At 60.9% G+C, this 10,984-nt stretch carries 10 protein-coding genes; 7 read left to right on the top strand and 3 right to left on the bottom strand.

Annotated features, from left to right (window positions below; translation table 11 throughout):
• The first annotated feature begins 25 nt into the window (after window positions 1–25).
• The 3 genes from FNJ47_RS40255 to FNJ47_RS40245 are packed head-to-tail and all read left to right on the top strand — an operon-like array spanning window position 26 to window position 2,975.
• Window positions 26–1,762 carry a fumarate reductase/succinate dehydrogenase flavoprotein subunit gene (locus FNJ47_RS40255; protein WP_163161594.1) on the top strand — a complete coding sequence of 579 codons (1,737 nt, stop codon included), beginning with the start codon at window positions 26–28 and terminating at the stop codon, window positions 1,760–1,762.
• Window positions 1,763–1,777: 15 nt separating this feature from the next.
• The gene (locus tag FNJ47_RS40250) at window positions 1,778–2,011 is read left to right on the top strand and encodes a 4Fe-4S dicluster domain-containing protein (protein ID WP_163161592.1); all 234 of its coding nucleotides are present in this window, start codon (window positions 1,778–1,780) and stop codon (window positions 2,009–2,011) included.
• 1 nt (window position 2,012) lies between these two features.
• Window positions 2,013–2,975, top strand: coding sequence for a HEAT repeat domain-containing protein (locus FNJ47_RS40245; protein WP_163161590.1), 963 nt, complete (start codon window positions 2,013–2,015; stop codon window positions 2,973–2,975).
• On the opposite strand, the gene FNJ47_RS40240 is transcribed toward FNJ47_RS40245, so the two are convergent.
• Window positions 2,976–3,668 (bottom strand): Crp/Fnr family transcriptional regulator, encoded by a 693-nt coding sequence (locus FNJ47_RS40240; RefSeq protein ID WP_236000372.1) that lies wholly within the window; start codon window positions 3,666–3,668, stop codon window positions 2,976–2,978. It lies immediately after the preceding gene.
• Between the two features lie 466 nt (window positions 3,669–4,134).
• On the opposite strand from FNJ47_RS40240, the gene FNJ47_RS40235 reads away from it, so the two are divergent.
• The 3 genes from FNJ47_RS40235 to FNJ47_RS40225 are packed head-to-tail and all read left to right on the top strand — an operon-like array spanning window position 4,135 to window position 7,196.
• The gene (locus FNJ47_RS40235) at window positions 4,135–5,556 is read left to right on the top strand and encodes an ABC transporter substrate-binding protein (protein WP_163161588.1); all 1,422 of its coding nucleotides are present in this window, start codon (window positions 4,135–4,137) and stop codon (window positions 5,554–5,556) included.
• Window positions 5,557–5,559: 3 nt separating this feature from the next.
• Entirely contained in the window at window positions 5,560–6,363 is an 804-nt protein-coding gene (locus tag FNJ47_RS40230; protein ID WP_163161586.1) for an ABC transporter permease, read from the top strand.
• The gene (locus FNJ47_RS40225; protein ID WP_163161584.1) at window positions 6,360–7,196 is read left to right on the top strand and encodes an ABC transporter ATP-binding protein; all 837 of its coding nucleotides are present in this window, start codon (window positions 6,360–6,362) and stop codon (window positions 7,194–7,196) included. The genes FNJ47_RS40230 and FNJ47_RS40225 overlap by 4 nt, the downstream gene beginning before the upstream one ends.
• A gap of 68 nt (window positions 7,197–7,264) precedes the next feature.
• Here the strand turns inward: FNJ47_RS40225 and FNJ47_RS40220 are convergent, their stop codons facing one another.
• Together FNJ47_RS40220 and FNJ47_RS40215 are read right to left on the bottom strand one after the other, a co-directional pair.
• Window positions 7,265–8,662, bottom strand: coding sequence for an FAD/NAD(P)-binding protein (locus FNJ47_RS40220; RefSeq protein ID WP_163161582.1), 1,398 nt, complete (start codon window positions 8,660–8,662; stop codon window positions 7,265–7,267).
• 628 nt (window positions 8,663–9,290) lie between these two features.
• Window positions 9,291–9,845, bottom strand: coding sequence for an Lrp/AsnC family transcriptional regulator (locus FNJ47_RS40215; protein ID WP_163161580.1), 555 nt, complete (start codon window positions 9,843–9,845; stop codon window positions 9,291–9,293).
• Between the two features lie 566 nt (window positions 9,846–10,411).
• Here FNJ47_RS40215 and FNJ47_RS40210 point away from each other — a divergent pair.
• Window positions 10,412–10,924 (top strand): ABC transporter permease, encoded by a 513-nt coding sequence (locus FNJ47_RS40210; protein ID WP_163161578.1) that lies wholly within the window; start codon window positions 10,412–10,414, stop codon window positions 10,922–10,924.
• Window positions 10,925–10,984 lie beyond the last annotated feature (60 nt).

Genomic DNA, 10,984 nt, shown 5'->3' with positions numbered 1-10,984 from the left:
GCAGCAGTCAGCGTGAGGTCGGCACATGGATGAGATCAAAAGCGGCCTGACGGAGATTGTCTGCGACGTGCTCGTGATCGGCGGCGGCACGGCCGGACCGATGGCGGCCTACAAGGCCAAGCGCCACAGTCCGGGCGCGCGCGTCGTGCTCCTGGAGAAGGCCAACGTCAAGCGCTCGGGCGCGATCGCGATGGGCATGGACGGGCTGAATAACGCGGTCGTACCAAGCTATGCGACGCCGGAGCAATACACCAAGGAAATCACGATCGCCAATGACGGCATCTGCGATCAGGCGCCGGTGTACAACTATGCCTCGCGCTGCTTCGATGTCATTCAGGAGCTCGACCGCTTCGGCATCAAGTTCCAGAAGAACGAAAACGGCGACTTCGACGTCAAGAAGGTGCATCACCTCGGCTCTTACGTGCTGCCGATGCCGAACGGCGATACTGTCAAGAAGGCGCTTTACCGCCAGCTTCGCCGCGAGAAGGTGTTGATCTCCAACCGCTACATGGCGACGCGGCTGTTGACCGGACGTGACGGGCAGATCGCCGGCGCGATCGCGGTCAATACGCGTAGCGCCGAGTTCCTGGTGCTGCGCGCGAAGACGGTCATTCTCTGCGCCGGCGCGGCGGGTCGGCTTGGCCTGCCGCAGTCGGGCTATCTCTGGGGAACCTATGAGAATGCCACCAATTCCGGCGACGGCTATGCGATGGCCTATCACGCCGGTGCAGCGCTCGCGAATCTCGAATGCTACCAGATCAATCCGCTGATCAAGGACTACAACGGCCCTGCCTGCGCCTATGTGGCCGGTCCCTTCGGGGCCTACACCACCAACAGCGAGGGCAACCGCTTCATCGAATGCGACTATTGGTCCGGACAGATGATGCAGGAGTTCTACAACGAGCTGCAATCGGGCAAGGGACCGGTGTTCCTGAAGCTCAATCATCTGCATAGCGACACGATCGGGAAGATCGAGGCGATCTTGCACCAGGTCGAGCGGCCGTCACGGGGAAGGTTCCACGACAATCGCGGCACCAATTATCGCGAGCGCATGATCGAGATGCATATTTCCGAGATCGGATTTTGCTCGGGTCACAGCGCATCCGGTGTCTATGTCGATGAATTCGCGCGCACTACAGTCTCGGGTCTTTATGCGGCCGGCGACATGGCAAGCGTGCCGCACAATTACATGCTCGGCGCCTTCACCAACGGCGCGGTGGCGGGCGAGCACGCAGCGGAAGTGGCTGCCAATACCGACTTGGCGGATTACGACGCGGCCGACGTTGTGCGCGAGCAGCAGCGGGTGTTGGCGCCGACCAGGCGCGACGACGGAATCCCACCGAACCAGCTCGAATACAAGACCCGGCGCTTCGTGAATGATTATCTTCAGCCGCCGAAGGTGACGGCGAAGATGAAGCTTGGTCAGGCGCGTTTTGCGGAAATCCGCGATGATATGGAAAGCGCAATGGCGGTGCGTGATGCGCACGAGTTGATGCGGTCACTGGAAGTCGCCTCGATCGTCGACTGTGCCGAGATGGCGGCGTTCGCCTCGCTGTTCCGTACCGAAAGCCGCTGGGGCCTCTACCATCATCGGGTGGAATACCCGGAGAAGAATGATGATGACTGGTTCTGTCACAGTATCCTGCGCAAGCGGGATGGTCGAATGACGGCGGAGAAGCGGCCGGTCGCGCCCTACATCGTCCCGATCGATGAATCCGAGCGCTCGGCCTATGACCGCCAGCGCATCCGACAGCATGCCTGAACAGGTGAATCTCTCATGCCGATTGCCCATACGCCGACCGCTGTTCCAGTCATCGTGGATGACGCCAAATGCATCGCCGACAAGGGGTGCACGGTCTGCGTCGACGTGTGCCCACTCGATGTGCTCCGGATCAGCGATCTCACCGGAAAGGCCTACATGAAGTATGACGAGTGCTGGTATTGCATGCCTTGCGAGACCGATTGCCCGACCGGCGCGGTGACCGTTAACATCCCTTACTTGCTACGCTAACATGACCGTGTTCGAGCCATTCGAGGCGTTCGGAGACCTCGGCGAGATCGCTGAGCGGTTGGCGAGCGAGGACCCGTCCGTACGCCGGCTTGCGGTGCTCGACCTCGTGGAGACCTCGAGTGAGGAGGCGGTTCCGTTGTTGGCGCACGCCGCTCGCGACGTTGCGCCGTCCGTCAGGCAGCAGGCCGCTCAGGCGCTGGGTGAATTCGACGGTATCGATGTGGCCAGGGCGCTGACCGGCGCTGTCCTTGATCCGGACGCCGATGTCGCCCGAGCGGCGGCTGATAGCCTGGCTGAACTCCGTGATCCGGCGGCCGGCGACATGCTTCAGCCGCTGGCAACACATTCTTCGGCCTTTGTGCGAGCCGCGATTTTTCGTGCGCTCAAGGCGCTCCAGGTCGATACATCGCTCGGTCCTGCGATTACGGCGCTCGGCGACAGTGACTCTGCCGTGCGCGTGCAGGCGGTCGGCGTGATCGGCTATCTCAAGAAGACCGAGACACTGCCGTCGCTGATCCGCGCGACCCGGGATGAGGCTGGCGAGGTAAGGCTTGCGGCCGTCAATGCGTTGTCGTTTGCGCGGAATGACGTCGCGGCCCAGGCCGCGGCCGCCGCGCTTTCAGATCGGGAATGGCAGGTCAGGGCCGCTGCGGCGGATGCGATTGGGCGGATCGGTCAAGCTTCGGCGGCAACGGCGCTGGTCGGCTCGCTCGCCGACAGCTATTGGCAGGTGCGCCAGAAGGCGATTCAGAACCTGGGCAGGCTCCGTATCCGGGACGCAGTCGACGCCATCGTCGCCTTCCTCGACGACCAGTTGCCTTCCTTGCGCAAGGATGCCGCCGCGGCACTCGGTGATATCGCCGATCCGCGCGCCCGCGACGCGCTCACAGTGCATGCCAGCGATGAAGATCCCGATGTTCGAAAGACCGTGGCCTGGGCATTGGGCCAGATCGGACAAGGCTGATCATTCCCGGAACAGGATCTTCTCGAGCAGATCGACTCTTTTTATTCGGATGACCCCATCCTCGATCGCGATGATGTGTTTGGTCTGAAAGCGTTTCAGCATCATCGTGACCCACTGCCGGGTCGAACCCACCATGGCAGCGATCTGATCATGGGTCACCTTCCGATTGACGATTACAATGTCGCCGTCAGCAACTCCGTACAGTTCGGCAAGGTTCAAGAGATACTGCGCAAGCCGTTCGATCACCGAACGCGTGCCGAGCATCTGCGCCATCGACGAATAGCACTTGCCCTTGGCGATCAGCCCGTCGATCAGTGCCAGCGCAAAGGCCGGCATTTGCACCAGAAGCCGTTGCAGGGCGGCACTTGGCAAAGCCGTAATCTCGCAATCCTCCATCGCGATACCGGACCACATGTGCGGTCCGCCACCGGATATCTCGGGGCCGCCGATGAAATGACCGGGCGTCCAGTAGGCGAGGGTGATCTCCCGACCCGAGGGTGCGGTGTAATAGACCCGGACCTGTCCCCGCTTGATGATGAAGATGCCGCTGTGATGCTCGCCCTGGCTGAACACCATATCGCCTTGCGAGACCAGGATGGTGCGTCCGGCTGCCTGGACGTCTGCCTTCTGTTCGGCCGACAGACGATCGAGAAAGTGCGCACCGACGTCGAGCCCGTCGATGCTCTCGCTCATGAACAACGCGGAATCGCCGCCAGTCGTCCGCGGGGCGGGGGTGACTGCAAATACCTGCCGCGTCCGATAGCTTGTGTCCGTAGCAGTGCCCGTTGGCACCAATGGGCTGCGCGAACCGGATTCGAATACTTCCTTCAGTATCGTCATTGCCGCCAGATTGCCTCGAGCTGTCAGTCCGATAGCTAAGGGTGACGGGAAGGCAAAGTCCACTTCTTTGATAGATCTTGAATGCACTTAGCAAAGGTGATGCGTGAGCGGCATCCCATCGAAAGGATTCGTCTTCCGACTGGGGCGCTGCGAGAAAATCCTTCAATGCGACTGCCGCGCATTATGATGGGATCACGATGGCAAGCGATCGGTGTGACGCAATGCAAGTAATTGCTTCAGCCGACGCGGTATCGGCCCGATAGTCCGCAGCATTTGCAGGCGGCAGCGCGCCGTCGATCGACAGCTAAGGACAGGCCTGATGATCTCGTTCCGCTCTCTGAAAGCGACGGCCACGGCTGTGATCGCTGCGATCGGACTGACCAGTGCCTTGCACGCTGAAACGATCCGCGTCGCGGTTGGGACACAGGACACCACCATAAACTGCGCAACGGGCGGTCTTCTGATCCGCGAGCTGAAGCTGCTGGAGAAATTCCTGCCGCACGATGGCAAGTACAAGGATGTCACCTACGACATTCAGTGGAAGAATTTCACCAGCGGCGCGCCGTTGACCAACGAGATGGTCGCAGGCAAGCTCGATTTCGGCGCGATGGCGGATTTCCCCGGCTCGCTCAATGGCGTGGCATTCCAGAAGGCCGGCCGTCGCAGCCTCTTCATCAGTGTCCTGTCAGGCAGCACGAAAGGCAGCGGCAACGGCATCGTCGTGCCAACGAATTCGGCGGTGCAGTCGATCGACGACCTCAAGGGCAAGACGATTTCAGTCCCCTTTGCGTCGACGTCGCATGGCATGCTGTTGCGTGCCATCGAAGATAAGGGCTGGAACCCGGAAACGGACGTCAACATCATTACGCAAGCGCCCGAGGTCGCTGGTCCCGCGTTGCAGGCGAACAAGATCGAGGCCCATGCAGATTTCGTTCCGTTCGCCGAGCTGTTCCCGTGGCGTGGCTTCGCCCGCAAGATCTTTGACGGCTCGCAAGCGAACGCGCCGACCTTCCATGGCGCGCTCGTGGATTCCGATTACGCAGATAAATATCCGGAGATCGTCATTGCCTATCTGCGCGCGGCGCTCGAGGCCGATCGCCTGATAGCGGCCGAACCCGAGAAGTATAGTGAGCTGATCGCCAAGGTGACCGGCATCGAGGCCGAAGTGGTCTATCTGTTCCATGGGCCACTCGGTCTGCAAACCCGGGATGTGACATGGAAGCCGGAATATCGTCAGGCGGTGGCCACCTCGATCAAGACACTGAAGTTCCTGAAGCGCACTGACAGCGACCTGGATATCAATCAATTCGTGACCGACAGATATATCCGCATCGCATCTGCCCAAAGCGGTCGCGACTATGAGGCGCAGCTGAAGAATTACAATCAGCTCGCCTTGAAGGCAGAGGACGCGGCGAGTGGAGCCGAGATCACGGACTTCAGCCGCACCGCGCAAATTTGGGTCAAGGATGAGACGCTCGTTCGTCACTACGGCTCGCCCGAGAATGCGTTGAAGGCGCTCGCGGCACTGGAGAAGGAAGGTAAGGCGATTCGTGTCGTCTATGCCCAGGATCGTGAAACCCGCATCAAGCTGTTTGCGAACCAGGCGTGGTTCGTGCGTTCCCCGAAGGGTGAGCTCAGTGCGTTCCTGCTCAAGAATAAAGCTGAAAAGTGGTCGAAGGAACACGGCGGCACTGTGGTTGACTATGTCGGGGCTCGCGAATCCCTTGTGGCGAGCCGATGAGCCATGGCTGCCGGGCGCGCCGTCCACTGGTTACCGGGAGCGCGCTGGTTCGTTCGCGCCCTGTCGATTTTCGGCTGCATCGCATTGTGGCAATTAGCCTCGTCGCTGCATTTAAACCTGGGTGTCGTCACATTCCGTAACGTGCCACCGCCGAACGAGGTCGTGCAGTCCGCGATTGTTCTGCTCAAGTCGCCGAAGCTAATGGCGCATGTGGGCAGCAGCCTGTGGCGGGTGTTTGCGGGATATGGCGCTGCAGTCGTGTTCGGGATCGCCTTCGGCTTTGCGATCGGTCGCTCACGCGCCGCCAGCGATCTCTTGCTGCCGCCGCTTGAGTTGCTGCGACCGATCCCGGCAGTGGCTTGGATACCACTGTCGATCCTGATCTTCCCGTCGTCGGAAATGTCGATGATTTTCATCACGTTCCTCGGTGCGCTGTTCCCGATCATTCTCAATACCGTTCATGGTGTTGCGAACGTCGACCGGCGGCTGATCGCCTCCGCGCGCAGTCTCGGCGGCACGCCGGCCGCCATTCTCCGTGAGATCGTGCTGCCGGGGGCTGCCCCCAGCATAGTCACCGGGCTTGCCATCGGGATGGGAACATCGTGGTTCTGCTTGGTCACGGCGGAGATGATCTCCGGCCAGTTCGGCATTGGCTATTACACGTGGGAAGCCTACACGCTGCAAAACTATGCGGACATCATTGTCGGCATGCTGGTCATTGGCTTGCTCGGAATGGGCAGCAGTTGGCTGTTGACGACGTTGGGTCGTTATCTGATGCCGTGGCAACGCCCTGTGGTCACGCGATGAACATCCGGGTATCAGATATTTCGACCAACGCGGTCGGGCGGATCGGAATCGAGCGCATCTCGATTTCGCTCGGAGCGGGTCTCGATGCCTTAGAGGCCGTTCGCGATCTCGACCTTGAGGTCTCGCCGGGCGAGTTCGTCTGTGTGCTTGGCCCGTCCGGATGCGGGAAGTCGACCTTGCTGGGCGCCCTGGCGGGACATCTACCGGTGATGGACGGGCGGCTGACGGTAGACGGTCAGCTGGTCGGGGGGCCAAGCCCGGATCGAGGCATCGTGTTCCAGCAACATACGTTGTTTCCATGGAAGCGCGTTCGGGACAATGTCGCGTTCGGTCCGAAAATGCGCGGCGTTGGCAGGGCTGAGCGGTATCGCGCGGCGGATGAAATTCTACGGCTCGTTGGCCTCGCCGGCTTCGAGCAATTTTATCCGTCGCAGCTTTCCGGCGGTATGCAGCAGCGTGTCGAGATCGCGCGTGTTCTCATCAATCGGCCGCGAGTCCTGCTCATGGACGAACCATTCGGTGCTCTGGATGCGCAGACGCGCAGCATGATGCAGGAGGTTCTGCTCGACGTCTGGACCAGAATTCCGACCACCACAGTGTTTGTGACGCACGATATCGAGGAGGCGCTGTTCTTGGCCGATCGTGTGATCGTCATGAGCGCGCGGCCGGGGCGTGTCATCGACGACATCCGCCTTCCGTTCGTCCGGCCTCGTCAGAGCGAACTTGTGACCGAATCCGAGTTCGTGCGGCTGAAGCGCCAGATCCTCGATCTTCTCAGACATCCGGACAACCCGCCGCCGTTGGCACGGTTAAGCCCGCTCGGGGTCAACTAGGGATGAACTGATCGCGTGGTCGTTGCCATGCTCGCGCAGCCCGGATTCGGTCCAATCGGCTCCAGTCGTCAAGCGCCGGCGCGTTCACGACCGGGCTCTGCTCGAAGCGCGCCGGTCGCTTCGGCGAGCCGGGCGGCGAGGGTGTTGCATTGGCTGCGGATGTCGGGAATCGCAACGATCTCCCAGAACGCAGCGCGCGTCAGCGGCCCGACTGCAAAGATGCGCTGCGAGACCGCGCCATCGCGGCCGATGATCGCACAGTTGCGATCCGTCTCGATGCCAATACCGAGCGGATCGACACGCGCCAAGCCACAATCGAACAGGCCGCGCACCGCCGGGTTTGGCGTGGCGCGGGGGTCCTTGACGATACCGGTGCAATCGACGACGGCGCCCACCTGGATGTTGAAGATCCTGGTATCACCGCGCCGGCGATAGTGTATGCGGGCTCCATCGTCGTTCGGCGCGACGCTGATCACCTTGGCCGCCATCAGTCTGAGCTGGCCCGCATAGATTGCTTGAGATACGCGAGCTTCGACTTCCGGCGCCATCCGGTGCCGATGCACATCCCACCAGGCGCGGGCGTGTTCGAGGAAGCCGCGTTTGGACGCCAGCGGAAGCTCGTGCCACAGCCGCTGGGTGTAGGGCCGAAGGCCATCGATCACGCTGCGCCAGTCACCGCCCTCAGCGGCATTCCGGGCTATGCGGCGGCGAAGCCAGTGGAGCAGGCTGCTGATGGTGGCGCCAAACGGGACATCGGCTTCGTCGATGTGCCGAGCGTCGACGCGCCGATGCGGCTTTGCAAGCAGGCCGCGCCGCGACATCGCGACGATCGGTCCTCGATGCCCGTCGCGCAACAGTGACAGCACGTAGTCGACCATCGTCAATCCCGTGCCAAGAAGCAGGACGGTTGCATCGGCATCGACAGGTGCGGCTGACGCCGGCGCCCATGGATCGGCATAGCCTGCGCGGCTGGCGCGCATGTCATGTCCGGTGGCAAGGACAACGGCATCGCCGGCCAGCGATTGGCCGTCCTCGAGCGTGACGGTCACGCCAGCATGGCCTTCGTTGATATCCACACAAGTCCCGTGGACGATGGAGAGGCGCTCCACGTCTGCGGGGTCGGAGGTGTGCTGTTCGAGCAGGCTCGCGATGTAGTCGCCATAGACGCGTCGCGGCACGAAGCAATAGGGATCCGGACAGAGGGGAACATTGAGCTCGCGCGAGCCAAGCCAACGCCAGAAATGATCCGGCTGATCCGGCAGCGCGCTCATATTCGCGACCCGCACATTGAGCAAGTGGTCTGGATTGCCGGTGTGATAGGCGATGCCGCGGCCGAGATCCGGCCTCTGTTCGATCAAGGTGACGCGAAGGTCGCGCGTTGGCTGATGCAGCAGCTGGTACGCTAGCAGCACGCCACTCGCGCCACCGCCGACGATGATGACGTTTCGTCCACGGTAACCTGTCATGGTGCCGCTCCACTGATCTGCCGGCCGCTCTGGGCAGGCGATGCCAGCGATTGATGCCTTGTTCGCAGGTCATCGCGTGACGTCAGGGGCTGTGATGAAGGACTGACGCCTAGCCTTAAGTCACCCGCTGAATTCTGCAGGGTTGAGGTGGGGAAAGTCTCTAGCCGTGTGGGCCGAAAAAGAAGAATTCGTACGCGTCTTCGTCCCCTTCGGCTCGATCAGTCCGCGCGAACTCCCGACACTTGGCCTGGAAGCGTCGAGTCATTCGGCCGAAAGCATAAAGCCAGGAAGATATCCGCCGCATAAATCCTCCGTCGCATCCAGCGTTTGCGTCGAAGGGTATCACGCCTTTGCGCCGCTCGTGCTCAAATCTCAGCTTGGGGCACAAGTTTGAAATCGATGTACTGCTCTGCGATCTTCGGGAGAAGGCTCATTTCCTGATGAGGCCAAGAACGCAAAACTCATTCTCCTCGGGTTCCGTTGCTATGCGTAGTCTCGAGTCCGGCGCCAGCGCAGCGCGGACCCGTCACTCCGCCGTTGGCCTCAAATTCGTCGACATCTACGCACTGTGCCGCTACCAGCTGGCGCGGCCACCGGATCGATGGTGCTTCTCTTTTAAGTCCATTCGCTAGACTCTCGTCTCAACGGCCGATCGAGCGGGGAGGGGAAGTGGTTTGGTGAGTTCAAGTCCTGGTACGGGCAGGGCGGTGACAGACTTGATTTTTTCCATTGCGAACCGCGAGGTCACATTCTTCAATGCGATCGCGCCAATCAACTTCTTGTAGAACAAGTCATAGCTCTGCATGTCCGCGACGACCACGCGCAGGACGTAGTCGATGTCGCCGGCCATGCGATAGAACTCGATCACCTCGGGCATCGCGCTGACGATGGACGCAAATTTTCTCAGCCACGTGTCGGAGTGATCATCGCTCTCGACGGATACGAAGACCGATAGACCCAGACCGATCTTGTTCTGGTCCACGAGAGCGACCTTGCCCGTGATGATTCCTTCGGTCTCCAGGCGCTGCACACGCTTCCAGCAGGGGGTTGAGGATAGTCCAACGCGTTCACCAATCTCAGCTACCGATAGCGATGCGTCTTCCTGGAGAACCCTCAAGATCTTGCGGTCAATCGTATCGAGGCGGCGAGGCGTGACCGCCGGAAGCGTGTGGATGTCCGTCATGTGCGGAGAACTTTCAAATGAATGGCTGTGATCAATGCTAGATGAAAGAATATTCTACGCAAGCCGTCGGTATTTTGAAAAACGGGATAGCGGGAGAAATCCCTTCTGCAGGTCATGAGCTTTGCAGTTCATCTATCCGGTTGCTGCAGGTCGTCGGAAGACGGCTGTCACGCCGGGCGATCGAGACCAGGCCAGCAGATCGAGACCAGGCCAGCAGCAAGTGAAGGAGCTCAGCCATCCTTGCGGCTCGCAAATCGTGCGACATGCTCGGCTTTCGTTCTGGAAACCCTTCTCACCTTCCGAGAGGAAGCCGCCGACAAACACGGCGAGGAATGCGAGCCGGAATAATGTGTCTGGCCGCTTCTCGCGAAGCCTCGCAGATATCAGATTGAACGGAGATGCAGAGCGAGCTGGCCGTCACCGGAAAATAGATTCTGCAAATGGCATGGCCAAGTAGAACAGCTTCGATGCAAAGTCCCGAAAAATGAATTTCACTGCCGTCGAATTCCACGTCGGACTTTGCCAAGGTGCCTCGGGTCTCAGGCGAGACGGGATAATTTGACTTCATGACGGATGCGTCACTGCTTTCTGCACCTGCCGATGCGGCAGCTACGCGAACACTTGCTCGCAAGGAGGCACCCCTCCATGGGAGCGAGACCGTCGTGACCATTATGGCGGACGTCAGGTACAACGCCGCGATATTCGCGTCATCGGCTTCGCGAGGCGTACCGTGGCGTTCGTTGTTTTTGCCGTGGCTGCCGCCGCTGGCGCTGCTCGCCATTTGGCATGCCCTGTCGGTCAGTGGTGTCGTATCGACAGCGATCGTGCCGGCGCCCGCGGATATTTGGAACGCTGCCCGACAGCTCGCCGAGCGAGGCGAATTACAGCATGATATCCTGATCAGCCTTCGCCGCGTGGCAATCGGCTTCGGGATCGGCGCCGCCGCGGGCCTTATCCTCGGTTTGCTTGTCGGGCTGTTCGTGACGGTTCGGGACCTGCTCGACCGCTCGCTGCAGATGATCCGAACCATTCCGCATCTGGCGCTGGTGCCGCTGATGATCCTCTGGTTCTGTCTCTGAGCCGCCTCGTACGCGTGCGACGAGCAACTGGGTGTGCCGCAGGTCGTCGTCCGCGGCCGG

This window comes from Bradyrhizobium uaiense, from assembly GCF_010811875.1.
Taxonomy (GTDB): domain Bacteria; phylum Pseudomonadota; class Alphaproteobacteria; order Rhizobiales; family Xanthobacteraceae; genus Bradyrhizobium; species Bradyrhizobium uaiense.
Note: the sequence above shows the minus strand (reverse complement) of the source record. Positions and strands in the feature narration are given on the sequence as shown.

Excerpts from the sequence above, each read along its gene's own strand:
- FNJ47_RS40230 (WP_163161586.1), top strand. The coding sequence starts at position 5,560 with ATGGCTGCCGGGCGCGCCGTCCACTGGTTACCGGGAGCGCGCTGGTTC.
- FNJ47_RS40215 (WP_163161580.1), bottom strand. The coding sequence starts at position 9,845 with ATGACGGACATCCACACGCTTCCGGCGGTCACGCCTCGCCGCCTCGAT.
- FNJ47_RS40220 (WP_163161582.1), bottom strand. The coding sequence starts at position 8,662 with ATGACAGGTTACCGTGGACGAAACGTCATCATCGTCGGCGGTGGCGCG.
- FNJ47_RS40255 (WP_163161594.1), top strand. The coding sequence starts at position 26 with ATGGATGAGATCAAAAGCGGCCTGACGGAGATTGTCTGCGACGTGCTC.
- FNJ47_RS40240 (WP_236000372.1), bottom strand. The coding sequence starts at position 3,668 with ATGAGCGAGAGCATCGACGGGCTCGACGTCGGTGCGCACTTTCTCGAT.
- FNJ47_RS40210 (WP_163161578.1), top strand. The coding sequence starts at position 10,412 with ATGACGGATGCGTCACTGCTTTCTGCACCTGCCGATGCGGCAGCTACG.
- FNJ47_RS40250 (WP_163161592.1), top strand. The coding sequence starts at position 1,778 with ATGCCGATTGCCCATACGCCGACCGCTGTTCCAGTCATCGTGGATGAC.
- FNJ47_RS40225 (WP_163161584.1), top strand. The coding sequence starts at position 6,360 with ATGAACATCCGGGTATCAGATATTTCGACCAACGCGGTCGGGCGGATC.
- FNJ47_RS40235 (WP_163161588.1), top strand. The coding sequence starts at position 4,135 with ATGATCTCGTTCCGCTCTCTGAAAGCGACGGCCACGGCTGTGATCGCT.
- FNJ47_RS40245 (WP_163161590.1), top strand. The coding sequence starts at position 2,013 with ATGACCGTGTTCGAGCCATTCGAGGCGTTCGGAGACCTCGGCGAGATC.